The following is a 25,361-nucleotide window of genomic DNA, read 5'->3' as shown; positions in this document are numbered from 1 at the left end:
CGCTCGCTGGCCCGCCCGCCTCCTATTCCACACCAGTGACCGCGGAAAGACCCGGCCTGAAATGACCGGGTCCGCCGTCCTATTCGGCCTTCTTCTCTGCCGGCTGCTCGTCTGTCGCTTCGGCCGGTGCCTGTTCGCTGCCGTCGATATTGAAACGGGTCACTTCCGCGCCCTTGCGAACGTCCTCAAGTACCTCGCCGACAGCCTGGGAGGCCAGTTCCTGACGCAGCTGCGGTTCGGTCTCCTCGAAGGTCGGCACGTTCTGCCGCTTGTCCTCGACGAGGATGACATGCCAGCCGAACTGGGTCTCCACCGGGACCTTGGAATAACTTCCCGGTTCCATGGCGAAGGCCGCCTCGCCGAACTCGGGGACCATGGCCCCTCTCTCGAAATATCCCAGATCGCCGCCATTGGGGCCCGATGGCCCGGTGGATTTCTCCTTGGCCAACTCGGCGAAATCGGCCCCACCATCAAGCTCCTTGATGATCTCCTTGGCCTCGTCCTCGGTCTTGAGCAGGATGTGACGGGCCTTGACCTCGTCCTTGGCGAAGTCCGGTTCGGCCTTTTTGGCCTCGTAGGCTTCCTGCAGCTTCTCGTCGGTGACCTTCTCGTCGATGGCCCGTTCGAGATAGGACTGCCGCAACACATCGTCGCGCGCCCGCTGGAGAGCAGCCTGGATATCCTTGTCTTCCTCCAGATGCGCGGTCTCGGCCGCCTGCAACAGCAGCTCGCCGTCAACCAGACGCTGCAGCAGCGGGTCATAGACCGATTCGAGCGGCATCTGCCGGTACTGCTCGGGCAGGACCGCATAGGAGGCCTCGAGGTCGCCCCGGGTCAGTTGCTTGCCATTGACGACAGCGACGACCGTATCATTCTCGGCATCCTGGGCAGCAGCCATGAGACCGAAGGCACTGGTTGCGGCCAGTGTTGCGGCCATGAAAACAGCAAAACGCATGGACTATCCAATCGCTGGAAGGCCGGACCTGCTCCCAGATCCGGGACAGGTCTCGGCAAAAAGACGGCGGCCGCATCAAGCCACAAACCTTCTTTGGACACAACAGGCCTGTCATTTGCCGTTCGGCGCGCCTGCCGTGCGGCGCGCCGAACGGCCTTTCCCGCAGGGCACGGTCCGGGTTCCCGGACACGACGGCATCACGACTTGTCCCAGCCGCGTTGACACGGTCATACCGACTGCCTATCTCACAGCTTAACTGCTTATGCCTGCTCCCCAATGAAGGCTCATCCTGACCATGTTCGGCGCCATCGCTCGGCGGATCTTCGGCTCGGCCAATGACCGCACCATCAAGTCACTGCAAAAGTCAGTGGACCAGATCAACGCCCTCGAAGGCGATCTGGAGAAGCTCAGCGACGAGGAGCTGAAGGCCCGGACCGCATGGCTGCGGGATCGACTGGAAAAGGGTGAGACACTCGACGACATTCTTCCGGATGCCTTCGCCACGGTTCGCGAGGCCGCCAAGCGCACCCTCGGCCAGCGTCACTACGACGTCCAGCTGATCGGCGGCATGGTTCTCCATCAGGGGAACATTGCCGAGATGAAGACAGGTGAAGGCAAGACGCTCGTTTCCACGCTGGCGGTCTATCTCAACGCCCTGCCCGGCAGGGGCGCGCATGTCGTGACGGTGAACGACTACCTCGCCCGCCGCGACGCCAACTGGATGGGCCAGATCTATCGCTTCCTCGGCATGACCGTGGGTTGCGTGGTTCCGGGCATTCCCGAGGACGAGCGCCGCGAAGCCTATGCCTGCGACATCACCTACGGCACCAACAACGAGTTCGGCTTCGACTATCTGCGCGACAACATGAAGCTGGCGCTGGAACAGATGGTCCAGCGTGAGCACTTTTTCGCGGTTGTTGATGAAGTCGATTCGATCCTTGTCGACGAGGCGCGCACACCGCTGATCATATCGGGTCCGGCAGAGGACAGCTCGGAACTCTACATCGCCATCGACAAGCTCATTCCACAGCTCGGCGACGACGATTTCGAGAAGGACGAGAAGCAGAAATCGGTCTCGCTCACGGAGACCGGCACGGAGCGCATGCAGGAGCTGCTTCAGGCGGCGGATCTGTTGAAATCGGGAGAACTCTACGATCCCGAGAACATCTCGCTCGTCCACCATGTGCAGGAGGCCCTGCGCGCCCACAAGCTGTTCACGCGCGACGTCGATTACCTGGTCCACCAGGGCCGCGTGGTGATCGTCGACGAATTCACCGGCCGCATGATGGAGGGCCGCCGCTATTCGGGCGGATTGCACCAGGCCCTCGAAGCCAAGGAAAAAGTGCGTATCCAGGCCGAGAACCAGACGCTCGCCTCGATCACCTTCCAGAACTATTTCCGCCTTTACCAGAAACTCTCGGGCATGACCGGGACGGCGGCGACGGAAGCTGCCGAGTTCGCCGAGATCTACAATCTTGAGGTCGTGGAAATCCCCACCCACCGCGACGTCGTCCGCAAGGACGAGGACGACGAGGTCTATCGCACGGGCCGCGAGAAGGACGAGGCGATCATCAAGGAGATCATCGAGGCCCACGGCCGGGGGCAGCCGGTTCTGGTCGGCACGGTTTCCATCGAGAAATCCGAGGATCTCGCCCGGCAACTGGCCGGGCACAAGATCCCGCATCACGTGCTGAACGCCCGCTATCATGAGCAGGAAGCGTTCATCATCGCCCAGGCCGGCCGCTCGGGTGCGGTGACCATCGCCACCAACATGGCCGGCCGCGGCACCGACATCCAGCTCGGCGGCAACGCCGAAATGCGCATTTTCGAGGAGCTCGGGGAAAATCCCGATCCTGTCCGGGCCAGCGCCATCGAGGCGGAGATCGGTGCCGAGGGCCGGAAGGTCAAGGAGGCTGGCGGTCTCTACGTGATCGGCACCGAACGCCACGAGAGCCGGCGCATCGACAACCAGCTGCGCGGCCGGTCCGGCCGCCAGGGAGACCCGGGCCGCTCGAAATTCTTCCTATCGCTCGAAGACGACCTGATGCGCATCTTCGGCTCGGGCAACATGGGCGGCATGCTGCAGAAACTGGGCCTTGAGGAGGGAGAGGCGATCGTCCATCCCTGGATCAACAAGGCCCTGCAGAAGGCACAGCAGAAGGTCGAGGCGCGCAATTTCGACATCCGCAAGAACCTGCTCAAGTTCGACGATGTGATGAACGACCAGCGCAAGGTGGTGTTCGAGCAGCGGCTGGAGATGATGAAGGCCGAGCACCTCGCCGACACGGTCCATGACATGCGGCTGGAGGCGATTGAACAGATCGTCGCCCGCCACATTCCCGCCCGCAGCTATGCCGAGCAGTGGAATGCCGAGGGGCTGCAAGAGGATGTCAGGCGTTTCCTGGCACTCGACGTTCCGGTTACCGAGTGGGTCAAGGAGGAAGGCATCGACGAGGAAGGTATCCGCACTCGCCTTGAGGAGGAAAGCACGAGGAAGATGGAGCAGAAGGTTGCCACATATGGCGAATCGACCGTTCGCATGGTCGAGAAGAACCTGCTCCTGCAGATACTTGACCATCTGTGGAAGGATCATCTGCTGCACCTCGATCACCTGCGGCAGGGTATTCATCTGCGCGGATATGGCCAGCGGGACCCGCTCAACGAATACAAGCGCGAGGCCTTCGACCTGTTCGAGAGCATGCTGGACAAGTTGCGCGAAACGGTGACCCAGGTGCTGTCACATCTCGAAATACGCATGCAGCAGGCACCGGAGATGGCCATGGCGGGCCCGAATATCGGTGGCGGCGATGGGGCGCGTGAGCAGGCCGCCATCCGCGAAAGCGGACCGGGCGACGACCAGCAGGCGCCGGCCAGCGGTCAGCCTCCGAGCCCCTATGGCAAGGTCGCACGAAACGCGCCCTGTCCCTGCGGCTCGGGTCGCAAGTTCAAGCACTGTCACGGTAAATTTGCCTGACGGAGCAAATCTCCGGATGCGTTGAATTTTTGTTCGCCCGGGTCAGACGATCCGGGGAGCAATGGCTCCCTTGTGCATGACGACATGCCCGGCCAGGGCATGCCCGTCGGCCAGGGCCTGCTCAAGGGATTCGCCTTCGAGCCGGGCTGCCAGATAGGCCGCATTGAACGAATCGCCGGCGCCCGTGGTGTCCACGGGATCGACAGTCCGCAGGGGTGCAAGACTGGTTTGCGCCGCATCTGTCCAGACATGCGCGGCATCACCACCACATTTGACGACGATCTCCCCTACCCCGCTGTCGCGCAGGCGGGCGATGGTTCCGGCCGGATCGTCATCGCCCCACAGGGCCTGCTCATCGTCGAACGTCGGCAGCACCACATCGCAATGGGCATATATCGCCTTCTGCCAATAGCGGGCGCGCTCGCGATCGGGCCACAGGCGCGGGCGGAAATTGGGGTCATGCGCCACCCGGACACCGTTGCGCCGGCGCAAAGCCAGGTCTTCGACCAGCTTCTCCCTCGATTCCTCGTCGAGGATGGCAAGCGTGATGCCTGAAAAATAGAACAGCCCGGCAGACCGGCTGGCATCGAGCAGGGGTGCGAGCGAAACGTCGCTGAACAGATCGCGTACAGGTGCGCGATCGCGCCAGTAGTAGAAGCTGCGATCCCCCCGCTCGTCGGTCCGGACCGCATGAAGTCCCGGAAGCCGGTCACCCAAACGTCCGACCATCGAACAGTCGAGTCCTTCGGCCTGCCAGGCGTCGACCATTTCATCGGAAAACGGATCGTCACCGAGAACGGTCAGGTAACTGACGTCGTATCGGGCCGGATCGAGCGATCGGCGAAGATAGACAGCCGTATTGAGCGTATCACCGCCAAAGGAGCGCCGCATGAGCCCGTCTCCGAGCTCGACCAGCTCGATCATGCATTCACCGGCGCTGACGACACCGATCCGGCCACTGGTCATGGGCGTTGTTCGAAAATCCGGTCACCCAGCTGGTCGATGATCTGCTGGGCCTTGGTGACCGAAAAGCTGCGGGCCTCGTCGAGGCTTGAATGGGTATCCGCGCGAACGAACTCATGGACCCGCTCGCCATCCGGATGTGCCTTGGTGATCCGGCCGGCAGTCAGATACTGGCCGCCATGCCGCCTGGGCGCGGGCTCGATCGAGAACCCCTGGTACTCGACGATCTCGCCGGCGGTGGAACCGCCACCGCCATCACCGCCGAATACCTTCTTCAGAAGACCACCAAGACCCATTGTCACTTTCCCCCATTGGCGACACTTCCAGTCGGCTGGAATATCTCCATTGTTCCCTCTCGCCGCAATCCCGTACCCAAGGGACAGACCCGCCCGGTGCCCCGGAACCGCCGCCTGCACGCCGGAGGACGGGCCTCAGTAGGTGATGGCCGGCGGGAGCTGCTTGGCCTGTTCGACCCATCCGGCAACCATTTTCTCCGCCGGTACCGCTCTGGTCAATTTCTTCTGCTCGTTGACCTCCGCCATTTTCGCCGCGAGGTTCTCGGCATTGCGGGTGCGCAGCTCCTTGACCGTATCGACCCCAGCGGCTTCCAGCAGTTCGGAGAACTGCTTGCCGATCCCCTTGATGCGCATCAGATCGGCCATGTTGGCCCATTTCAGCAACCGCCCCTCATCGAGCCCGGTCTCGCCGGCCAGTGCCTTGCGTCCCTTCCTGTCCGCGCAGGCCTTCAGCAGGGCACGGGTGGTGGTAATACCGGCAGCACGCAATCTGGCACCATAACTCTCGCCGATACCTTCGATGTGCTCGATTTTTTGGGACATCCTGCACTCCTGAGTGAGCAATCAGCCAGATATCGAGTGCGACGAATCTCTGCCATTCGCCAGCCTTCCCGATTCAACGAATACCGGTTCTGCGGACTATCAGGAAGCGATGCAAGCGGTTTCAGCAACCATAACGCGTAAAATACAGCGCATCTTGCGTCAAAGGAGACACTCAACTCCCGAAGAGACGCCGCCACCACGATCTCCGTCCAATCTCCGGCAATTCGGGTTCGAGCACGGCAGGTATCTCGCGGACGGGCTCATCGGCGACCCTGCGAAGGGGCTCGGGAAAACGCTTGAGCAAGGGAGGATCGGGAGCATGGTCGAGCAGTTCGGATACGGCCGCTTCCAGTACCATGATATCCGCATGGGCGGCACTATCCGGTGCATAGCTGCCCACCCACCGACGAGCCTCGAACGCCTCGGCCAGTGTCGCGCGTTCGCGGATTGCCGGACCGATGCGCTCATGCAGCCCGGCCAGACGTGATGGCAGCCGGTTCCGGTGCAAGGTGAGCTGGTCGACACGCGTGGGCACGAGCATCACCTTGGGCATCGCGGCCGGGCGTTCCTCGCGGGCCATGCGGACATGCCTGAGGACCCGTTCCGTCCCGTCGATATCGATGGCCGATGGCGTCACCGGGATCAGGATGACATGCGCCAGCAGGAAGGCCGATGCCACGGCCGGCGTCACCACGGCCGGCAGGTCGACGATGACGATGTCATATTCGTCGACGAGACGGCGGGCCTTGAGCATCCAGCCCTCCACCGAGCTGATCCGCTCGACCGGCATGCGCTCCGCGGCGATGGCGTGCTCTCCCTTGGCCAGCCAGCGAAAGCTGGTCTCCTGCGGATCGCAATCGACGACGCAGACCGACCGGCCGTAGGAAGCCATGGCACAGGCAAGGTTGACGGCCGTCGTGCTCTTGCCGGTCCCCCCCTTGAGGTTTCCGACGGCGATGATCTTGCCGACGGCCCGTTCTTCCGCGAAGTCAACCGCCGATGGCCGCTGCGGCACCGTTCGGACCATCGAGATGGCCAATACTCTCCTCCCGAATGCAGTTGCCCTCTTATAGCCTTCGCGAGCCGGACTGACAGCCGCTGAATAGGCGAAAGAGTTGAGGGCGTGACTCCACCTGTGCGCCCATAGGCACACCAACCCCTTCACCAGTCGAGATTTTCAGGTGCAGACACCCGACTGCGCCAACCGTCATGCCGGATCGTCTGGAAATGGCATGGCGTACCGCCATCACGCCGGACGGCCCGGCATTTCCAACCCGGTCCGGTCCGGGACATGGCCCGGCCGCAGCTTGCGCATTGCGAGAGCCGTGAACGGCTCCAGCCACAGCCGGAGCAAGGTCGCGGCGCTCTGCCGGGAAAGCCAGTCGCCGATCATCGCATCGGCATGTTGCGGCAGGGCCTCGAATCCGTCCTTGTAGATGATGTCGCGGATCGCTGCGTTTTCCAGGCGCCCGCGTGCCTGCATGACGAGCCGGTTGAAATGCCGTTCGAGATCCTTGCGGCGAAAGGGCGACAACGGTCGATGATGCCATGTCGGCTCGGTGACCACCGCCACACGCTGCTTGTCCCAACGGTTCCGGCGCGCGTCGAAATCGTGCATGGCCATCGCACCGATCAGCCCGTCGCCGCGATAGAGGCCGAATGGCTGGCGAATGCCGCGGTGCACGATGCCGTCGACGAATTCGCGCCGGAGAACATGAAGGGTCCCGTGCAGGCCACCATGTTCGATGGAGTTGCCCGCAACCAGGCTGGCGCTGCGGCCGGTGGTGGGAACCGAGGTCGCGGCATGGGCCTGCGGATGGCGCTCAAGTGCCGCGGCCAGCCGGCGAAAGGCGTCCGGCTCGACACGGGCATAGGCATCGACGAAGAAGTACAGATCGGCGTCGGGTTTCAGATCGTGGACGAAACTGTTCCAGGCATTGGCCTTGCTGGCAAGGCTGCTCCGGAAGGCACGCATGTCCGGCCGCCTGCCATCACGATAGCGGCAGACGCGTTCGAAGGTCCGGTCGGTCGACCCGTTGACGATCACCGTGACAACGGACGGGCTGCCTGCCAGCGCGGCATCGACGGCTGCAAGACAGGAAGAGACGGAATCCTCTTCATTCTTCGCAAAAACGGAAACACTCCAGCGAGCCACGCACCGCTCCCAACAATTTTCACCGGATGGCTGGCAAGTTGACGGACTCTTGTTCCCCCTTGGACCCGCAGCTCCGGCACCAAACTCTACACAGATGGGGATTATGCGGTCGATCGGGAAGTTTTACACTCGCTTCCTGTATTTGAGCATACGTCGATAGGCAGGAAAGGAAACGATAAAGTCGCTTGGCGCGGTGGCGCTGACTGGGTTATAGAGCCCCTGTCGCGCGCGTAGCTCAGCTGGATAGAGCGCATGCCTCCGGAGCATGAGGTCGCAGGTTCGAGTCCTGCCGTGCGCACCATCATCAATCCGGATTGCATCGATCCGGATTGCAACCTCGTCCAAGGGTCGACTGGCGGGGGATGAGGTGGATGGGTTCGCGGCGTTCGCAGGGCGGATGCTGGTTGTGGACCAGCCAGCGGAGCATGGCCCGTGCCGCATGTTCGCCGAAACGGGCGATATCGCAGCGCACGGAGCTGAGTTGCGGGTACACCAGCGAGCATTCCTCGATATCGTCGAAACCGACAAGGCGAAAATCCTCGCCCAGGACCACACCGGCTTCGGCAAATCCCGAATGCATGCCCAGGGCCACGAGATCACTGAAACAGACAGCGGCATCAATGCCGGGGCACTCCCGCGCAAGCCCGTGGGCCATCCGGCGGCCGATCATCCGTGACGGACGGCCGGGGAAATGCCTTGGCTCCAGACCTTCCGCAATCATGACCCGCTCATAGCCGGTCATGCGCTCACGGGTGATGGGCCGGTCGGCGAGCCCGCCGATGAATGCGATATTGCGGCATCCGAGCTCGATCAGGTGCCGTGTCGCCAGCTCTCCACCCGCCGTATAGTCGAGGGATGCAAAGGGGAACAGGTCGGTTCGATCGTCAATCCTGCGCAGGACCTGCATGGTCGGAATGCCCGCCCGTTCGATCTTGTCGAAGGTCGTCCTGTCGTCATCATAGGCAGGCGAAATGACGAAGGCCGAAACGCCATGCTCGATCATCGAATCGACGACCTGCGCCTGGATCGCCGGATCCTCGTCGGTATTGGCGATCGCGGTGGCATAACCCTCGCGGGAAAACGCCATCTGCGCGCTTGCGGCGAATTCCGTGAAGAACGGATTGCGCAGGTCGTTGATGATCAGGCCGACCAGCCCCGACCCCGTGCCGCGCAGATTGGCGGCAGAGCGGTTGTAGACGTAGCCCAGAGCCGCCATGGACCTTTCCACGTCGAGACGGGTGGAGTTCCTGACCAGCGGGCTGTTGCGCAATACGAGCGATACGGTCGACTTGGATACTCCCGCATGACGCGCCACATCGAGGATCGTCGGTCGCCGCTTCATGTTCGCACGCCCCCGCAGGGCACTCCGGTCGAGCCGGACGGGACTACCGGCATCATGGTCGAAGGAGTCCGGGACGGACGGTCTTGAAGGACCCGATCGAAGCTCCGCTGCCACACTTCAGACGCCATTGTCCTCACGGATCATGTCTGCGGCCTTCTCGCCGATCATGATCGCCGCGGCATTGGTATTGGAGGAAACCACTTGGGGCATGATCGAGGCATCGGCGACGCGAAGACCGTCTATTCCATTGAAACGCAACCGGATATCGACCACGGCTTCGGCATCGGAACCCATCCGGCAGGTTCCGGATGCATGATGCGACGTCTTGGAATGCTCGCAGATGAAGTTGAAATAGTCTTCGTCGGTCTTCACATCCGGTCCGGGCAGGCGTTCGGCCTTTATGAACGGCCTCAGCGGCGCCTGCGCCATGATCCTCTGGGTAAGTCTGAGCCCCTCGATCGAGAGCTCGCGGTCACGCGGATCTTCGAGATAGTTCGGGTCGATCAGGGGTGCTGCCGCGGGATCCCGGCTCTGCAGCCGGACCGAACCGCGGGAACGCGGACGCAGATAGCACGAGTTGAGGGTCACTCCGCCATCCGGCATGGACGCTACTCCCGACTCGATACCGGTCCCCAGCCCGAGATGAAACTGGATGTCGGGCGAGCGGGCATCCGGATCGGCATACCAGAAGCCGCCGGTCTCGAAGAGACTGGAGGCGACCGGACCGCGGCGGGTGAAAAGATATTGCAGCGCGGCAACAGCCGACCAGTGAAGTCTGGCATAACGGTCATAGGTGTGCGGACCGGAGACTTCGCAGATGCAGTAAAGGTCGAGATGGTCCTGGAGGTTGGAGCCGACACCGGGCTGGTCATGAACGACCGCGATTCCAAGGCCTTCGAGGTGGCTCGCGGGACCGATCCCGGAGAGCTGCAAGAGCCGTGGCGAGCCGATCGCCCCCGAAGACAGGATGACCTCGATGGAGGCGGTCAGCTTGCGTCCGTCGAGCAATTCCACACCCGTGGCCCGACCTTTCTCCACGACGATCCTGTGTACCTGGGCGCCGGTCTCGACGGTCAGGTTGGGCCGCTTGCGGTTGGGAGCCAGATAGGCCATGGCGGCCGAAGACCGCCGGGCATTGCGCTGGGTGAGCTGGTAATAGGCGACACCGTCCTGGCGTTCGCCTGTCACGTCGTCGTTGAACGGAATGCCCAGTTCGGCGGCAGCCTCGAAATAGGCCTCGCAGATCGGCAGCGGCGCCCGGGGCTTCGAGACGCCGAGGGGACCGCCCTTGCCATGGTAACGATTGGCGAAAGTATCGTTGTCCTCGGCCTTCCTGAAGTAGGGAAGAACATCCTCGTAGGACCATCCCTCGCAGCCCTTCTGTCGCCACTCGTCATAATCCAGCGGATTGCCGCGGGTGTAGATCTGGGCATTGATCGTCGACCCGCCGCCTATCACCTTTGCCTGGGTATAGCGGAAGACCCGGCCCTGCATGTGGCGCTGGGGGACACTCGACCAGCCCCAGCTGCCGATGCCCTTGGTCATCTTCGCGAAGCCGGCCGGCAGGTGGTAGAACGGGTGCCGGTCGCCGCCACCGGCTTCCAGCAACAACACCCGCGTCGCCGGGTTTTCCGACAGGCGGGCCGCCAGCACGCAACCGGCGGAACCACCGCCGATGATGATGAAGTCGTATCCGTTGCGCATGGAGACAGTCCTCAAATATGGCGGATCGACGCCGGATGGATCACGTGGTGAGTTCCTGGCGGATCGTGCCGGCAGCACGAAGGGCGATGGCGGCCACCGTGAGCGCCGGATTGACCGCCGCGGAGGTTGGCAGCGCTCCCGCATCCGTGACAAACAGGTTGGGATGATCCCATGAACGACATTGCGGATCGAGGACGGATGTCGCCGGGTCGCTTCCCATCCGGACAGTGCCGCACTGGTGAGAGGGCACACGGCCATCGAACAGGCGCGAAAGCACGATCGGGAAGCCGGCAGCCCTGAACGTCTCCTTTGTTCTCGCGACCAGCTTGCGGTGCGCGGTCATGTTCGAACGTCGCCACAGCAGCTGGACGTCATCGCCACGGAGCACGACCCGACTTTCGGTGTCCGGCAGATCCTCGGAGATGACATAGAGATCGATGGCATGCCGGGAGATCCAGCGCGCCACCGGCATCGGCAGGCTCGGCACCTGGATTTTGAGGATGTCGGGCACGACGCGGCCGAGGAGCTGGAGATTGCCCAGCGGCCTGCCATCGGCACCATCCGTCAGGTACCAGTCATTGATACCAAAGGTCTTCTGGTAAATGGAATCATTCCTGAAGCGGGGATCGATGGCAATCAGGGCGCTTGCATTGTGGTTCATGAAGCAGCGCCCGACCTGATCCGATGCGTTGGCGACGCCCGATCGCAGGAGCAGTGCCGCAGACTGCACCGCCCCGGCACAGACGGCAACGATCCGCGGTGTCATGCGGCGCTGCTCGCCCCCCTTCTCGTAGACGATCCCGGAGATGCGGCTGCCACGGGTTTCAAGCCGGATGACCCGCGCCCCTGTCACCATCTCGACATTGGGATGGGCAAGCGCCGCGGAGAGACCGCAGGTCTCCGCATCCATCTTCCCGCAATGCAGGTCGGGATAGCCGTCCCACCCCGTTCGCCCCGCCCGCAACCATCGCTCGATATCCACCCCCAGCGGCAGCGTGAACGGTTTCACACCGACCTTCGCCAGCCGCTCGCGTACCAGAGCCACGGCCGGCTCATCGGGTACGGGAGGATAGGGATAGGGACCGCGATGCAACGGTTCGGTCGGATCGGACGCCACATCCCCGCGCACCCGATAGAGCCGCTCCGCCTCATCGTACCACGGCGCCAGTTCGTCATAGGGAAAGGGCCAGGCCGGAGACATTCCGTCGAAATGCTCCAGTTCGCCAAAGTCTTCAGCACGGTAGCGAATCAGCACCGCACCGTAGAACTTCGAATTGCCGCCGACATTGTAGTAATTTCCCGGTTCGAACGGCCGGCCGGCCTCGTCCAGCCAGGTCTCGTTCGAACGGAATGCGCTGTTCGTGTAGATCCTGTTCGGATCACGCACCGGGGCATCTGCCGGAATCGGCCGGCCCCGCTCAAGGATGACGATCCTTGCACCGCATGGCGCCAGACCGGCAGCGAGTGTGGCACCGCCCATGCCACTGCCGACGATGACGATGTCGGGTGCATCCCGCATGGTTCAGGCGACCCGTTTTTCGCTTTTGGGATCGAAGGCCACCGCCTTGTCCATGTTGACGGCAAAGGGAAAGCGGTCCCCGGCCCTGACCGCGACGTCGGCGCGGAAACGGCCTGTCACATCCTTGCCGCCCATCTGGCTGACGACGAAGGTGTCGGACCCGGCAGGCTCCGTCAGCTCGACCCGGGCCTCCACGACATGCACATTGCGTGAATTGCGGTCGGCTCCGTCGCGATCCGTGATCGCCTCCGGCCGGATGCCGAGAATGATGTCCCGGCGATCGGAGGCAGCGATCCGCCTTTCACCCGGGAACGGCAGGATGGCACTTGAGCCGTCGGCCAGGCGGACCTCCGCAGCCGGCCCGCCATCGTGATGGACAAGGCTTGCCGGAAACAGGTTCATCGACGGCGATCCCATGAAGCCGGCGACGAACATGTTGGCCGGATTGTCGTAGATCTCCCTGGGTGTACCAAGCTGCTGGACGTAGCCACCGTACATCACCGCGATCCGGGTCGAGAGCGTCAGCGCCTCGATCTGGTCATGCGTGACGTAGACGATGGTCGTACCCAGTTTCTGGTGCAGCTTCTTTATCTCCGTGCGCATGTCCACCCGCAGCTTGGCATCCAGGTTGGACAATGGCTCGTCGAACAGGAACACGTCGGGATCGCGCACGAGGGCGCGGCCCATCGCCACGCGCTGACGTTGACCGCCCGAGAGCTGGCCGGGCTTGCGATTCAGGAGGTGGGCGATCTGGAGCAGTTCTGCGGCCTCGGCGATGCGCCTTTCCCGCTCCGCCTTCGCGACTCCGTGCATTTCCATGCCAAAGGAAATATTCCCCTTGACGGTCATGTTCGGATAGAGCGCGTAGGACTGGAACACCATGGCGATGTTGCGATCCGCGGGCTTGACCCCGTTCATGCTGCGGCCCTTGATCACGATGTCGCCCGAAGTGACCTCCTCGAGACCGGCGATCATGTTCAGCAATGTGGACTTGCCACAGCCCGATGGCCCGACGAGGACAAGGAATTCACCTTCCTCGACGGAGATGTCGGTCTCATGCAGGATCTTGACCGAACCGTAAGACTTCGTTGCGTTGTTGATATCAAGGAAGCCCATGGATCTATCCTTTCACTGAGCCGGCCATCAATCCGCGGACGAAATAGCGTCCGGCGACGATGTAGACGAAGAGTGTCGGCAAGGCCGCCATGATGGCACCGGCGAAATGGACATTGTATTCCTTCACGCCCGTCGACGACTGGACGAGATTGTTCAGGGCCACCGTCATCGGCTGACTGTCGAAGTCGGAGAACGAGGCACCGAACAGGAAATCGTTCCAGATGTTGGTGAACTGCCAGATGATGCAGACGACCGCGATGGGTCCCGATGACGGCAGCATGATCCGCCGGAAGATGGTGAAGAACTCCGCTCCGTCGATCTGGGCCGCTCGCACCAGCTCATTGGGAAATGCCGCATAGTAGTTGCGGAAATAGAGAGTCGAGAAACCGATGCCGTAGACCAGATGGACGAAGATCAGGCCGGGTACCGTGCCGGCCAGTCCCATCAGGCCGAGCATCCGCGCCATCGGAATCAACACCATCTGGAACGGGATGAAGCAACCGAAGAGCATCAGCCCGAAGATCACGGTAGCACCCCTGAAGGTCCACTTGGTCAGGACATAACCGTTGAGCGCGCCCAGGACCGTGGAGAGGGCCACCGCGGGAATGACCATCAGGAACGAATTGATGAAATAGGGCCGAAGGCCGGTGGCATCGACGCCGACCTGGGCCGTCGACCAGGCGCTCGTCCATGGAGCGATCGTCCATTCATGCGGCAACGACATCATGCCGCCGGAAGTGATTTCCGCCAGTGGTTTGAGCGAATTCACCACCATGACATAGAGCGGCAGGAGATAATAGAGGCAAAAGAGGATGAGTACCGCGTAGAGAAGATATCGTGCCCGGTTCATGGAACCGGAGGAAGAGGAAGCCGTGTGCGCCGTCATCACTTTTTCTCCCGCAACTCGGACCACAGATAGGGCACGATGATGGCCGCGATCGTCATCATCATGATGACGGCCGACGCGGCACCGATACCCATCTGGTTGCGCGAGAACGTGTAGGAGTACATGAAGGTCGCCGGCACCTCGGTGGCCGTGCCGGGACCACCGCCCGTGAGCGCGATGACCAGGTCGTAGGACTTGATCGCCATGTGCGCGAGAACCACGAAGGCCGACATGAACGCGGGCCGGAGCTGCGGTATGACGATCCGGCGATAGAGAGCCAGCGTCGAGGCGCCGTCGATCTGCGCCGCCTTCAGCATCTCGCCGTCAATGCCGCGAAGTCCGGCAAGGAACATCGCCATGACGAAACCGCTGGTCTGCCATACCGCGGCGATGACGATGGTGTAGATGGCCATCTCGCCATCCTTGATCCAGTTGAACATGAAGCTCTCCCAGCCCCAGCTGCGCATCACGGCCTCCAGCCCGATACCGGGATCGAGGAACCACTTCCATGCGACACCGGTGACGATGAAGCTCAGGGCCATGGGATAGAGGTAGATGGTCCGGATGAACCCTTCGGCACGGATCTTCTGATCGAGCAGGATCGCCAGCAGGAGCCCGAGGGCGCAGCAGATGACGATATAGAGCACGCCGAAGATGACGAGGTTGGTGACGGCGATGTTCCACGCACGGATCCGGAAGAGATTTTCGAAATTCTTCCAGCCGACCCAGCCATAGCTGGGAAGGATCCTGCTGTCGGTAAAGGAGAGATAGAAGGTGAAGAGGATGAACCCGTAGACGAATATCGCGACGATGGCGACACTCGGACTCAAGACGAGCCTGGGCAGGGCGTCGCGCAACCGGTCGCCCGGACCTTCGCGGACCGCCGTTTCGGTCAAGGACATTTTCGGATACCTCCCCGGCTTCCGGGAAGCGGGAAATCGGCCGCCCCCCGGATCCGCGATTTTCGCTATTGGGCGATCTCGACCGCCGAGACGAGTTCCTGGACAGCCGTCTCGCTGTCGTACTCGCCATTGAATTGCGCCGTGATCACATCGTACATCGCGTTCTTGACCGAGGCCGGGTTCGCATGGCCATGCGCCATCGAACCGAACAGGTTGCCACTGCCCGCCGCGGCCTTGTATTCCCCGTAGCCCTGCTGGCCGCAGGCATCGAGTTCGCCCACATCCAGATCGGTGCGGGCAGGCACCGAGCCCTTGACCTTGTTGAACGCGATCTGGAAGCCGGGAGACAGGATGGCGGTGGCAAGGGCAGCCTGCTCGGGCGATACCTCATCGCCCTGCTTGAACATGGCGAACTGGTCGGAATTGAAGGTCACCTGCTGCTGGGTGCCGGGGAAGCGGTAGCACAGGAAGTCCTCACCGGGCTTCTTTCCCGCGTTGAGGAATTCCCCCTTGGCCCAGTCACCCATCATCTGGAAGCCGGCCTCGCCATTGATCACCATGGCGGTGGCGAGATTCCAGTCGCGGCCGGAGAAATTGTCATCAACGAAACCGCGCAGGGTCGTCATGCGGTCGAAGACCTCCTTCATGGTGTCCGAACCGAGCGTGCCGGTATCGAGGTCGATGAAGGCCTTCTGGTAGAATTCGGGTCCGCCGGTGGACATCGCCACCGCATCGAAGAGAGTCGCATCCTGCCACGCCTGGCCACCATGGGCCAAAGCCACATGTCCCGAATCCTTGACCTTCTGCAGGGCGGCGACGAAGTCGTCCCAGGTCTGCGGCTGCTCGATGCCCAGCTCGTCCATCAGCGCCTTGTTGGACCAGACCCAGTTGGTCGAGTGGACATTGACCGGTGCCGCGACCCACTTTCCGTCATAGGTCGAGAATTTCTGCAAGGCGGCAGGGACGACATCATTCCAGCCATTGGCCTCGGCGATCGGGTTGAGATTGGCCAACGCCCCCTCCTTCGCCCAGTCGATGATGTCGAACCCCAGCATCTGCACGGCGGTCGGAGGGTTGCCGCTGGTGACGCGAGCCCGCAATACGGTCATCGCCTGCGTGCCGCCGCCGCCGGCAACCGGCATGTCCTCCCAGCCGATACCCTGCTGTTGGAGATCATCCTTGAGCACGTTCAGTGCCGCGGCCTCTCCGCCGGACGTCCACCAGTGCAAGACCTCGACATCATTGGCCCGGGCCACCCCCGTACCTGCCACAAGTGCGGCAACCGCCGTCATCGTCTTCAACAGATTTCGCATGAAACAGCTCCCTTCTCAAACGGGACCCCTTGTCGGGCCCCGGCTTGCGGCCGCATCTCCAATCACGATACCCGCGCGCGACCGTTACGCATGGTCACCGTCTTGACGCCTCAATCGCCCCTGGTCATTCACCAGTGAAAACCGGCTGGCGCTTGCCCTTGAAGGCGGCCACCCCCTCGGCCATGTCGGCCGTGGATGCCACAAGTCCGCCGCCCAGCGTTTCGACCATGGCCGCGCGATCCTCGCCGACAGCGGCATGGATCATGTATTTCGCCGCCTCCGTGGCCCGCGGCGAGGTTGCCGCAAGCCTGTGGGCCATCTGCCGGGCCACATCGCGCGCATCATCGGCGACTTCCGCGACAAAGCCCAGGGCATGGGCGCGCGCGGCCGGAATCCGTCGGCCGAAGAGGGCCATTTCCTTGACGACGGGTTCGGGCAGGAGCCGGGTCAGCCGCTGGGTGCCGGACCAGCCCGGCACGATGCCGACGCCTGTCTCCGGCAGGCCCAGCGTCGCCAGTGGCGCCATCACGCGGATGTCGCAGGTGGCCGCGAATTCCAGACCGCCTCCGAACGCATGGCCCTGTATCGCCGCGATGGTCGGCCGGCAGAGTCGGGCGAGACGGTCGAAGATGCGGTGGCCATCACGAATCCAGTGCCGGGCGAACTCGGCACCGCTCAGGCTCGACCATTCGCGGATGTCTGCCCCGGCGCAGAATGCCCGGTCACCCTCGGCGGTGACGATCACCGCACGGATGTACGGATCGCGCTCGATGGCCGCGCAATGCGCTTCGAGTGCGTCCAGCATCGCCATGGTGAACGCATTCAACCTGGCGGGATTGTCCAGCCGCAATTCGGCAATCGGGCCATCCCTGAGCAGATGCAGCGCGCTCAAAGGTCCAGCTCCAGCGCCCGGGTCGAAAGCAGGGCCACCGGCATGGTCACCGCATTTTCGGCAATCCTCACCCTGCCCTTCGACGCCTCGGCGATATCGCGGGCAGCATCGATGCCCGGCATGATCTCGGTCGCAACAAGCCCGTCGCGTTCGAGGCGGATCACGCAACGCTCGGTGACATAGAGGATTTCCTGCCCCTGCTCGCGTGCACGCCTGCCGGAGAAGGTCACATGCTCGACCTCGTCGACCATCTTGGTGAACCTGCCCGGCTTCCTGACCGTGAGCGCGTTCTCGCCGAGATCGAGATCGGCACCGGCCTCGAACAGTCCCGAAAAGACAATCTTCCTCGCATGGGCAGTAATGTCCACGAACCCCCCGCAACCGGCAGTCAGATAGGGCTTCTTGCCAAGTTTCGACACATTCACATTGCCCTCGGTGTCGATTTCGAGAAACGACAGGAACGAGACGTCGAATCCGGCGCCCTGGAAATAGATGAACTGCTGCGGCGACGGCATGTAGGCGTCGGCATTGGATGCGCAACCGAAGGCAAAATCCGTCAACGGCATGCCACCGGTGGCACCCTGTTCGATCGCCCAGGTGACGGCCTGCGGATGCCCGGCTTCCAGCAGGATGCGCGGGACCATGGCCGAGACGCCGAAACCGAGATTGGCCGTCTGGCCACGACGCAGTTCCATGGCCGCCCGACGCGCCACGACCTTCTCGATACCGTGCGGAGCAAGCCTGAAGCTCGACCATGGGCGCATGATCTGGCCTGAAATCGCAGGGTCGTAGTCGGTCTCCGTGGTCTGTCTCTGACCGGGATCGACCACCACGAGATCGACCAGATGGCTGGGCACCCGGACATCGTGGGGACGCAGTGACCCCGCTGCCGTGACACGCTTGACCTGGGCTATGACCAGACCACCGTGATTGCGCACCGCGATCGCCTGTTCGAGCCCTCCCAGATAGGCCCCCTCGTGCTCGTAGGTGAGGTTGCCGCTCTCATCGGCAGTGGTCGCGCGAATGATCGCCACATCCGCAACGATATTGGGAAAATGCAGCCAAATATCGCCGTTGAATTCGACCCGCGACACGATCGGCCTTGCTGCGGCACGGTCATTCATCGCGCAACCCTGACGGAGAGGATCGACAAAAGTGTCCAGACCGACCTTCGTCAGCACCCCCGGTCGCCTTGCCGCCGTTTCACGATGCATGTCGAAAAGGATACCGGATGGCACATTATACGCCGCGACCCTGTTCTCCACCAGCATCCGCCAGATCTCCGGCATCGGCAGCAATGACGGACCGCTCGGATAGGACCCGGCGATGACCGTCTCCAGCAGTCCGTCCCGGGCGATATGATCCACACCCTTGATACCGTACATGTCACCGGCAGCGATCGGATGCAGGGTGGTCAGGTTCCGTGGATGCCCCTCCTTCTCGAAGCGCTCGCCGATGGCCGCCAGCACATGATCGGGGCAACCGAGCCCCGATGACGAGGAGACGGTGACCGTGCTGCGGTCGGCGATGCGGGCTACTGCTTCGGCGGCCGTCACGACCTTGGTCATGGTTCTCGAAGTCGCAGCAATGGAAACCACCTGTCAGATTCCTCCATAGTCGATGGTCGTGGCCCTGCCGCTGCCGGCGGCAGCCCTGACGGCCAGCGCCACCGCCAGAGACTTGACCCCGTCCACGCCATCGGCCGCAGGTTTGCCGTGCCCCCTGACGGCTTTGGTGAATTCACCGAGCGAACGATGATAAAGATCGTGATCGGAGAACGGTATCGGATGACGACCTGTGCCATCGACGAGCCAGATCTCGCCCACCGGCCTCTGCGTCATCACCTCGCGGCCGAAGATCGACCCCTTCGTTCCATGCACCTCGATACCGGTTCCCGCAAAGGGATGGGTGAAACTCTCGTGCGCCTGCACCATTGCTCCCGAGGGCATGGACCAGAGCGACATCGCACTGTCCTCCACGCCCTGCCCCATTCCGGATGCCACGGACCGCGCCACCACCTCGACCGGGTCCTCGTCGAGATAAAAACGCACCGTATCGGCATCGTGCACGGTGATATCGGGGATCACCCCGCCTCCCGCAGCGGCGTCGCTGATCCGCCAGCCCTGCAGTTCGGCAGGAAGGTGCACGGCGTGGAAGATCCGCACACTGAGAACATCACCAATACGCCCCTCGCGGATCAGCTGCCGGATCGCCATGTGCGAACCGGCATTGCGCAGATGATGATTGGTGGCGAGAACGACGCCCTTGTCCGCCGCTGCACGAACCATCCCGACCGCTTCGGCCACCGTCATCGCCAGCGGCTTCTCACACAACACATGCTTGCCCGCGTCGATCGCCGCAATGGCCTGCGGATGATGCTTCTCGTTGGTCGTCGAGATATAGACGGCCCCGATCTCCGGATCCGACAGGATTTCATCCAATGCCGTCGTGCTCCGTGGAATACCGCGCTCGCGCGCATATTCCCTGCCGCGACCCGCATCCGAACTGAGAACGCTGACAATCTCCTGCCCATCCTGGGCACGGATGGCGTCGATGACATGGTTCGCGGCAATCCTGCTGGCTCCAACCAACCCCCAGCGCATGCGCCTCCCCCGTTTTCATGGACCCGGTTTGGACAGGTCCGTTTTAGATCGTTCCAAACGATATGTGACGGATACTGGAACGTTCCAATCTTGTCAAATCTTTCCGCTCCCCGCCACACCGTCACCTTGCGATCCAAGACCACAACCGACAAATTTCCACCCCATGGAGTGTCGCCCGGCCGATATTTACATTGGCAACATGTTGTTTGCCTGCTTTAGCCAACATACTTGGAAAATGCGCAGGAACGGAATGCAACATGCTCAAGGAATTCAAGGAATTCGCCCTCAAGGGCAATGTGCTCGACATGGCGGTCGGTATCATCATCGGGGCCGCCTTCACCACGATCGTGACATCGCTGGTCGATGATATTCTCATGCCGCCGATTGGTGTCCTCATGGGCGGCATCGATTTTTCCAGCTACTTCATAAATCTGTCGGGGCAGGACGTCGCGTCGCTGGCCGCCGCCAGGAATGAGGGCCTGCCGGTCATCGCCTACGGCAATTTCATCAATGCGGTCATCAAGTTCGTGATCGTCGCCTTTGCGCTGTTCCTTGTCATCAAGAACGTCAACAAGCTCAAGTCGATGATGGAGCGGGAGGAAGAAAAGGCGACCGAGATCGCTCCGCCGCCGCGCAACGAAATCCTGCTTGAGGAAATCCGCGACGCCATCCGCGCACGCAACTGACGCCATGCGCCAGGAGGAAGGCCCGGTCATGCCGGGTCTTTCTCCCGTATCGCACGCCGCCCGGAAGCCGGACGACGCACCTCGCCATCTCACGCCATCGATCAGACCCAGCCGCCATCGGCGACGTAGGTCTGGTTGGTCATGCAACCGCTGTCATCCGATGCGAAGAACAGAACCACACGGGCAATATCTTCAGGTGTCAGGTGCCGCTTCAGGCACTGCCGCCGCATCAGTTCTGCCTCGCTTTCGGGATTGAGCCACAGATCCTTCTGCCGCTGGGTCATGATCCAGCCAGGCGCAACCGAATTGACGCGGATGTTGTCTTCGCCGAAATCGCGGGCCATTCCCCGGGTGAGACCAACCACACCGGACTTGCTGGCGGTGTAGCCGTGCATGCCGCCCTGCCCGACCATCCAACTGGTCGACCCCATGTTGACGATCGCCCCGCCGCCGGCCGCCTTCATCATCGGATGGACAGCCTGGGCGGCGAAGAACTGATGCTTGAGGTTGAGCGCGATACGCTCGTCCCAGTATTCAGGGGTAACCTCGTCGAACTTGTGACGATCATCCCGGGCAGCGTTGTTGATCAGGACGGTGATAGGACCGTGGGCGCCGGCAGCCTCCTTCACGCTCGAACGCAAGGCCTCGATGTCGCGAAGATCCGCTTCGAGGAACAAGGGCCTGTTGTCGAATTTCGCCGCCACGGCGTCGACCGTTGCCTTCGAGGCGCCGGCGTCGAAATCGATGAAGGCGACCTTGCTGCCCTGTTCGCAGAAGCACTCGACAATCGATGCACCGATGCCGGAACCGCCGCCGGTGACGAGAACCGAGCGCCCCTTGAGGCTCGGATAGGACGCATAGACGGACATGACATTTCCCTCCCCGTTTCGATGAAATCCTGCCCCGTTCATCGCTCGCGGGCAGGTCATCGTCAAGCGACGCTGTTCGGACTTCTCATGACGGGCATTTCGGTTATCTAGGTGCAACGGTGTTGGAGAAAGGAGCACGCCAGTGGATGAGCGGGTCAGGCTGCGCATCGACCTGTCGAGGCGGGAGATCGAGATCGAGGGGTCGCGGACTTTCGTCGAACGCTATGCCGCGCGGCTCGAAGAGATGATGGACAGTCTGCTCCACGGCACAGCGGGCGACCCCGTCGCCGATCCTGTCGGATCGCCGGTTGCCGAATCCCCGGAGCAACCGCGCCTGGACCTGGGACCGTTCGGCGCCTTCCTGCACCACCTGCCCAACAGTGCCACCGAAGTCGACAAGATGCTCGCGGCAGGTTTCTACCTCGAACAGAAGAGTGCGGATGGCACCTTTACCACTGCCGAAGCCAACAAGCGGCTGGCGGAGCATGGCATCAAGATCGGCAATGCCTCGCAATGCGTGCGCCAGTCGCTGATGGCCAAACGGGTCTTCACCTTTGCCCGCGGCCGTTACAAGGTCTCGCAGGACGGCCGGCGCTATCTTGAGCGACTCACCGGCGGAGCCATCCACGGCTGATCGACCGGCAACGGTCAGGCTTCCCCGTCGTTGTCATCGCCACTTTCGACCGCCGCAACGGCGTAACTGCCATCCAGCCATTTCGCGAGATCGACATCGCGGCACCGGGCCGAACAGAACGGGCGGAAGGCCTCGTCGCGGGGCCTGCCGCAAAGCGGACAGCGCAACACCTTGCCATTGCGCACCTGGATGGCGGCTGGCTTCGGCTTCGTCATCGTGCAATCCTGCCGCTTCCGGAACAGGCAGGACAGACGGCCGTACGCCGATCGAGCGGGCTTCCGCCGCGACGTGCACGGCTGAGCTGGACAATCCCCAGGGGAGACATGGGGAAGATCTGCACCGGCGACGGATCACCGCGCACGGACCGGCGCAGGGCTTCATCCAGCCGCTGACGCTGGGGCTTCGTGGGCAGGTCGACAAAGTCGACGATGATGGTGCCGCCGAGATTGCGCAGGCGAAGCTGCCTGCCGATCTCTCCCGCCGCTTCGATGTCCACGTCGAGAGCAGCCCGCCCGCCGCCATCGACGTCGATGGCAACGCAGGCCGCCGTCTGCTCGATGATCAGGCGCCCACCTCCCGCAAGGGGCAATTCACTGGCGAACGCCTGTTCTATCTCCGCATTCACGCCGGTCTGAGCGAAGGCCGGACGATCGGCTGCGAGCCGGACGAGTTCCGGCTGTTCCCCCTCCGGCAGCAACTCGACGATCTTGCGACAGCGCGTGAACAGGCCGTCATCGGCGATCCCGATCTCGGCAAAGCGGTGATCGAGCAGGTGCCAGAACAATATTTCGAACTCGTCGAAAGGCTCGGCAATCCCGCCGGTGGATGCACCCTTGGCCAGTGCCCCCGCTTCCGCCTTCGTCCAGAAGGATGACAATTGCTGAACTTCGCCGGCAAGTTCATCGTCGCTGGCATCCACGGCCAGCCGGCGAACGATCAACCCGCCATCGCTGTGGAACCGGGCACAGCGTTCGCTCATCTCATCACGCTGACGTCCCCTGATCCGCGGACTGAGGGTGAGTTCCCGCCCATGCGGCTGGTAGACGAGATACCGCCCCCTGACCTGAATGGCCGCCGTCACGCGCGGTCCCTTGTCGCCGTCGGCCTCGCGCCGTCCCTGGACGATGAGCCGCTGTCCCTCCTGCAACGCTGCCGAAGACGGGCCGCGTCCTTTCTGCCCCTCCGCGGACCGCTTGCGCCCCTCGCGTCCACTGCCCAGATAGCGGGCATCGCGGGCCAGGATGAACGCTTCCGGCCAGGCCGATCCGATATCGACGAACGCGCCTGCGAGATGCCGGTCGAGACGGCTCACGCGTGCGGCAAATAGCCGCTCCCCAACCTCATCCGCGGACGGGCTCCGCTGGAGGTCGACCAATCGATCGTCCTCGACGATCGCCGCATCGACGCCACCATCCTGGCGTCTTTCCAGCACCAGCCGCAATTCGCTCACGGGACAACTCCTGCCCAGCGCAACAATCCCGCCGTTTCGAACAGTGGCAGCCCGACAACATTGCTGTAGGACCCGTTGATCCTCGGAACGAAGGCCGCGGCGGCTCCCTGAATGGCATAGCCGCCGGCCTTGCCCTGCCAGTCCCCCGCTTCGATGTAACGGTCGATGTCGCCCCGATCCAGTCGGCGCACATGGACGATGGTCTGTACCAGCTTCGTACGCTCCCCACCATTGACGCCGATCAGGGCGACACCGCCGAAGACCCGGTGACGCCGGCCGGACAAGCGTTCCAGACACTGGCGGGCGGTCGGGGCATCGTCGGCCTTTGGCAGGATGCGCCTGCCCATGGCCACCACCGTATCCGCAGCGAGAACGGCCGACGGCGGTCCGTCACGATCCCTGCGGGCTGACACGACCGCCCTCGCCTTTTCCAGCGCCAGCCGCAAGGCATGGTCTCGGGGGAGCTCCCGCACACCGGGTGTTTCGTCGATATCCGGCGAAACGACTTCGGCAGGTACCACGCCGATCTGCCGCAGCAGGTCCAGCCGCCTTGGCGAGGAGGAGGCCAGGACGAGAGGAGTGTTGGCAGTCAAGCCTATTTGAAACGATAGGTGATCCGACCGCGTGTCAGATCATAGGGCGTCATCTCGACCGTCACCCGGTCGCCGGTGAGAACACGGATACGGTTCTTGCGCATCCTGCCCGAAGTATGGGCCAGGATTTCGTGTTCGTTCTCGAGCTTCACCCGAAACATGGCGTTGGGCAGCACCTCCGTGACCGTGCCGTTGAACTCGATGAGATCCTCTTTCGCCAAACTCTTCTCCAATTGAACTCGATCGCCGGGGCGGTCCACGCCACCCGTTTGTGGCTATGTCAATGACCATCGTCCGCAGGTCAAGCATCAACCACGAACGATAATCCCTTTTCGGCACGGAAATCCGCGAGCTTACGCACACTGACAGCTAGAATCCCATCCCGACCCCGAGCGAAATGCGATCGCCGAACCAGCCGAATCCGTAGCTGTCGACATAGTCATCGGGAAACAGGCGGGCCGAAGCCTGCCAAAGCTCGCGCTCGGTGACCGGGCCGGCATCCGGGCCGGACGCGACGACGGCGACCGACCGCTCTCCGTGACACAGCGCGAGCCGGAAACCACGGCCATGGGCACTGGCCGACCTGCCGCATGCGGGTCCGCCGCCGGTGCCCGCGATATAGGCAACATAGACAGCATCGGCCCACTCGTCGCCCGCATCGTCCGTCACCGGCAGCAGCCGGACGGTGACACCGCGGATCCCCGACTCAATGGCGTCGGCAATATGGTCGAGGGACATGCCGCCCGGTTCGTCGAGGACGATCAGCGTCACCGGGCCGGAATTCGCCGCTTCGGTCAGCAGCCTGCGCGCCTCGATCGTGTCGGAACCGTCGACGACCGCCGGTGCCGGTGTCGAACTGCAGCCCGCAACGAGCACGGCAACCATTAGGGAAAAGAGGTAACCTGAATTTGGCGGGCTATGGTACATCAACAACTCCGGTGTCGAGACGCTCATGACGGGGATGTT

General features: G+C 62.8%; 25 protein-coding genes and 1 tRNA gene. 4 read left to right on the top strand and 22 right to left on the bottom strand.

Translation table 11 applies throughout. From position 1 onward, the window contains the following. Window positions 1-79 precede the first annotated feature (79 nt). Window positions 80-955 (bottom strand): peptidylprolyl isomerase, encoded by an 876-nt coding sequence (locus tag H6851_12430; GenBank protein MCB9944411.1) that lies wholly within the window; start codon window positions 953-955, stop codon window positions 80-82. A gap of 295 nt (window positions 956-1,250) precedes the next feature. Here H6851_12430 and secA point away from each other — a divergent pair, with 295 nt between their 5' ends. After that, window positions 1,251-3,929, top strand: a complete 2,679-nt coding sequence (gene secA / locus H6851_12425; GenBank protein ID MCB9944410.1) for a preprotein translocase subunit SecA — start codon at window positions 1,251-1,253, stop codon at window positions 3,927-3,929. Window positions 3,930-3,971: 42 nt separating this feature from the next. Here the strand turns inward: secA and H6851_12420 are convergent, their stop codons facing one another. From H6851_12420 to H6851_12400, 5 genes are all read right to left on the bottom strand, one after another. Beyond that, on the bottom strand, window positions 3,972-4,895 hold the full coding sequence (locus H6851_12420) for a sugar kinase (protein MCB9944409.1): 924 nt from the start codon (window positions 4,893-4,895) through the stop codon (window positions 3,972-3,974). Continuing rightward, window positions 4,892-5,188, bottom strand: a complete 297-nt coding sequence (locus H6851_12415; protein ID MCB9944408.1) for a hypothetical protein — start codon at window positions 5,186-5,188, stop codon at window positions 4,892-4,894. Before H6851_12415 ends, H6851_12420 begins: the two co-directional genes overlap by 4 nt. Before the next feature lie 135 nt (window positions 5,189-5,323). Continuing rightward, complete coding sequence (locus H6851_12410) at window positions 5,324-5,731, bottom strand: DUF4332 domain-containing protein (GenBank protein ID MCB9944407.1); 408 nt, start codon at window positions 5,729-5,731, stop codon at window positions 5,324-5,326. A 172-nt stretch (window positions 5,732-5,903) separates the two neighbouring features. Continuing rightward, window positions 5,904-6,770 carry a ParA family protein gene (locus H6851_12405; protein ID MCB9944406.1) on the bottom strand — a complete coding sequence of 289 codons (867 nt, stop codon included), beginning with the start codon at window positions 6,768-6,770 and terminating at the stop codon, window positions 5,904-5,906. Between the two features lie 207 nt (window positions 6,771-6,977). Continuing rightward, entirely contained in the window at window positions 6,978-7,886 is a 909-nt protein-coding gene (locus H6851_12400; GenBank protein ID MCB9944405.1) for a glycosyltransferase family 2 protein, read from the bottom strand. Window positions 7,887-8,110: 224 nt separating this feature from the next. Between H6851_12400 and H6851_12395 the strand changes: the two genes are divergently transcribed. Continuing rightward, window positions 8,111-8,187, top strand: a tRNA-Arg gene (locus tag H6851_12395). Window positions 8,188-8,190: 3 nt separating this feature from the next. Here the strand turns inward: H6851_12395 and H6851_12390 are convergent. From H6851_12390 to H6851_12345, 10 genes are all read right to left on the bottom strand, one after another. Continuing rightward, window positions 8,191-9,228: a LacI family DNA-binding transcriptional regulator gene (locus H6851_12390; protein MCB9944404.1), complete on the bottom strand. Its 1,038-nt coding sequence runs from the start codon at window positions 9,226-9,228 to the stop codon at window positions 8,191-8,193. 117 nt (window positions 9,229-9,345) lie between these two features. Next, entirely contained in the window at window positions 9,346-10,932 is a 1,587-nt protein-coding gene (locus tag H6851_12385) for a GMC family oxidoreductase N-terminal domain-containing protein (GenBank protein MCB9944403.1), read from the bottom strand. A 40-nt stretch (window positions 10,933-10,972) separates the two neighbouring features. Beyond that, a complete protein-coding gene (locus H6851_12380; GenBank protein MCB9944402.1) occupies window positions 10,973-12,451 on the bottom strand; it encodes a GMC family oxidoreductase in 1,479 nt (492 codons plus the stop codon). 3 nt (window positions 12,452-12,454) lie between these two features. Beyond that, window positions 12,455-13,567: a sn-glycerol-3-phosphate ABC transporter ATP-binding protein UgpC gene (ugpC, locus tag H6851_12375; GenBank protein ID MCB9944401.1), complete on the bottom strand. Its 1,113-nt coding sequence runs from the start codon at window positions 13,565-13,567 to the stop codon at window positions 12,455-12,457. Window positions 13,568-13,571: 4 nt separating this feature from the next. Beyond that, window positions 13,572-14,453 (bottom strand): carbohydrate ABC transporter permease, encoded by an 882-nt coding sequence (locus tag H6851_12370; GenBank protein MCB9944400.1) that lies wholly within the window; start codon window positions 14,451-14,453, stop codon window positions 13,572-13,574. Continuing rightward, complete coding sequence (locus H6851_12365; GenBank protein MCB9944399.1) at window positions 14,453-15,355, bottom strand: sugar ABC transporter permease; 903 nt, start codon at window positions 15,353-15,355, stop codon at window positions 14,453-14,455. Before H6851_12365 ends, H6851_12370 begins: the two co-directional genes overlap by 1 nt. A gap of 65 nt (window positions 15,356-15,420) precedes the next feature. Then, window positions 15,421-16,668 carry a carbohydrate ABC transporter substrate-binding protein gene (locus H6851_12360; GenBank protein ID MCB9944398.1) on the bottom strand — a complete coding sequence of 416 codons (1,248 nt, stop codon included), beginning with the start codon at window positions 16,666-16,668 and terminating at the stop codon, window positions 15,421-15,423. A 124-nt stretch (window positions 16,669-16,792) separates the two neighbouring features. After that, entirely contained in the window at window positions 16,793-17,560 is a 768-nt protein-coding gene (locus H6851_12355; GenBank protein MCB9944397.1) for an enoyl-CoA hydratase/isomerase family protein, read from the bottom strand. Beyond that, the gene (locus H6851_12350) at window positions 17,557-19,128 is read right to left on the bottom strand and encodes an acyl CoA:acetate/3-ketoacid CoA transferase (GenBank protein ID MCB9944396.1); all 1,572 of its coding nucleotides are present in this window, start codon (window positions 19,126-19,128) and stop codon (window positions 17,557-17,559) included. Before H6851_12350 ends, H6851_12355 begins: the two co-directional genes overlap by 4 nt. Before the next feature lie 33 nt (window positions 19,129-19,161). After that, a complete protein-coding gene (locus H6851_12345) occupies window positions 19,162-20,163 on the bottom strand; it encodes a Gfo/Idh/MocA family oxidoreductase (protein ID MCB9944395.1) in 1,002 nt (333 codons plus the stop codon). Between the two features lie 257 nt (window positions 20,164-20,420). Here H6851_12345 and mscL point away from each other — a divergent pair, with 257 nt between their 5' ends. Further along, window positions 20,421-20,849 carry a large conductance mechanosensitive channel protein MscL gene (gene mscL / locus H6851_12340; protein ID MCB9944394.1) on the top strand — a complete coding sequence of 143 codons (429 nt, stop codon included), beginning with the start codon at window positions 20,421-20,423 and terminating at the stop codon, window positions 20,847-20,849. 101 nt (window positions 20,850-20,950) lie between these two features. On the opposite strand, the gene H6851_12335 is transcribed toward mscL, so the two are convergent. Continuing rightward, window positions 20,951-21,718 (bottom strand): SDR family oxidoreductase, encoded by a 768-nt coding sequence (locus H6851_12335; protein MCB9944393.1) that lies wholly within the window; start codon window positions 21,716-21,718, stop codon window positions 20,951-20,953. A 142-nt stretch (window positions 21,719-21,860) separates the two neighbouring features. On the opposite strand from H6851_12335, the gene H6851_12330 reads away from it, so the two are divergent. Then, on the top strand, window positions 21,861-22,352 hold the full coding sequence (locus H6851_12330) for a hypothetical protein (protein ID MCB9944392.1): 492 nt from the start codon (window positions 21,861-21,863) through the stop codon (window positions 22,350-22,352). A 14-nt stretch (window positions 22,353-22,366) separates the two neighbouring features. On the opposite strand, the gene yacG is transcribed toward H6851_12330, so the two are convergent. The 5 genes from yacG to H6851_12305 form a co-directional block, all read right to left on the bottom strand. Beyond that, window positions 22,367-22,567 (bottom strand): DNA gyrase inhibitor YacG, encoded by a 201-nt coding sequence (gene yacG / locus H6851_12325; protein ID MCB9944391.1) that lies wholly within the window; start codon window positions 22,565-22,567, stop codon window positions 22,367-22,369. Continuing rightward, window positions 22,564-23,802: a ribonuclease E/G gene (locus H6851_12320; GenBank protein ID MCB9944390.1), complete on the bottom strand. Its 1,239-nt coding sequence runs from the start codon at window positions 23,800-23,802 to the stop codon at window positions 22,564-22,566. The genes yacG and H6851_12320 overlap by 4 nt, the downstream gene beginning before the upstream one ends. Then, window positions 23,799-24,395 (bottom strand): septum formation protein Maf, encoded by a 597-nt coding sequence (gene maf, locus H6851_12315; GenBank protein MCB9944389.1) that lies wholly within the window; start codon window positions 24,393-24,395, stop codon window positions 23,799-23,801. Before maf ends, H6851_12320 begins: the two co-directional genes overlap by 4 nt. A 2-nt stretch (window positions 24,396-24,397) precedes the next feature. Continuing rightward, window positions 24,398-24,616 (bottom strand): translation initiation factor IF-1, encoded by a 219-nt coding sequence (gene infA / locus H6851_12310; protein ID MCB9944388.1) that lies wholly within the window; start codon window positions 24,614-24,616, stop codon window positions 24,398-24,400. Between the two features lie 148 nt (window positions 24,617-24,764). Next, complete coding sequence (locus H6851_12305; protein MCB9944387.1) at window positions 24,765-25,322, bottom strand: hypothetical protein; 558 nt, start codon at window positions 25,320-25,322, stop codon at window positions 24,765-24,767. Between the last annotated feature and the right edge of the window lie 39 nt (window positions 25,323-25,361).

Source organism: Geminicoccaceae bacterium (assembly GCA_020638465.1).
Taxonomy (GTDB): Bacteria; Pseudomonadota; Alphaproteobacteria; order Geminicoccales; family Geminicoccaceae; genus JAGREO01.
This window is presented reverse-complemented; position numbering and strand designations above follow the sequence as displayed.

Coding starts and splice junctions, on each gene's coding strand:
- H6851_12360 (MCB9944398.1), bottom strand. CDS start 16,668: ATGCGAAATCTGTTGAAGACGATGACGGCGGTTGCCGCACTTGTGGCA.
- ugpC (MCB9944401.1), bottom strand. CDS start 13,567: ATGGGCTTCCTTGATATCAACAACGCAACGAAGTCTTACGGTTCGGTC.
- H6851_12345 (MCB9944395.1), bottom strand. CDS start 20,163: ATGCGCTGGGGGTTGGTTGGAGCCAGCAGGATTGCCGCGAACCATGTC.
- yacG (MCB9944391.1), bottom strand. CDS start 22,567: ATGACGAAGCCGAAGCCAGCCGCCATCCAGGTGCGCAATGGCAAGGTG.
- H6851_12335 (MCB9944393.1), bottom strand. CDS start 21,718: ATGTCCGTCTATGCGTCCTATCCGAGCCTCAAGGGGCGCTCGGTTCTC.
- H6851_12415 (MCB9944408.1), bottom strand. CDS start 5,188: ATGGGTCTTGGTGGTCTTCTGAAGAAGGTATTCGGCGGTGATGGCGGT.
- H6851_12410 (MCB9944407.1), bottom strand. CDS start 5,731: ATGTCCCAAAAAATCGAGCACATCGAAGGTATCGGCGAGAGTTATGGT.
- H6851_12385 (MCB9944403.1), bottom strand. CDS start 10,932: ATGCGCAACGGATACGACTTCATCATCATCGGCGGTGGTTCCGCCGGT.
- mscL (MCB9944394.1), top strand. CDS start 20,421: ATGCTCAAGGAATTCAAGGAATTCGCCCTCAAGGGCAATGTGCTCGAC.
- H6851_12380 (MCB9944402.1), bottom strand. CDS start 12,451: ATGCGGGATGCACCCGACATCGTCATCGTCGGCAGTGGCATGGGCGGT.
- H6851_12420 (MCB9944409.1), bottom strand. CDS start 4,895: ATGACCAGTGGCCGGATCGGTGTCGTCAGCGCCGGTGAATGCATGATC.
- H6851_12305 (MCB9944387.1), bottom strand. CDS start 25,322: ATGTACCATAGCCCGCCAAATTCAGGTTACCTCTTTTCCCTAATGGTT.
- H6851_12390 (MCB9944404.1), bottom strand. CDS start 9,228: ATGAAGCGGCGACCGACGATCCTCGATGTGGCGCGTCATGCGGGAGTA.
- H6851_12350 (MCB9944396.1), bottom strand. CDS start 19,128: ATGACCAAGGTCGTGACGGCCGCCGAAGCAGTAGCCCGCATCGCCGAC.
- H6851_12430 (MCB9944411.1), bottom strand. CDS start 955: ATGCGTTTTGCTGTTTTCATGGCCGCAACACTGGCCGCAACCAGTGCC.
- H6851_12365 (MCB9944399.1), bottom strand. CDS start 15,355: ATGTCCTTGACCGAAACGGCGGTCCGCGAAGGTCCGGGCGACCGGTTG.
- H6851_12370 (MCB9944400.1), bottom strand. CDS start 14,453: ATGACGGCGCACACGGCTTCCTCTTCCTCCGGTTCCATGAACCGGGCA.
- secA (MCB9944410.1), top strand. CDS start 1,251: ATGTTCGGCGCCATCGCTCGGCGGATCTTCGGCTCGGCCAATGACCGC.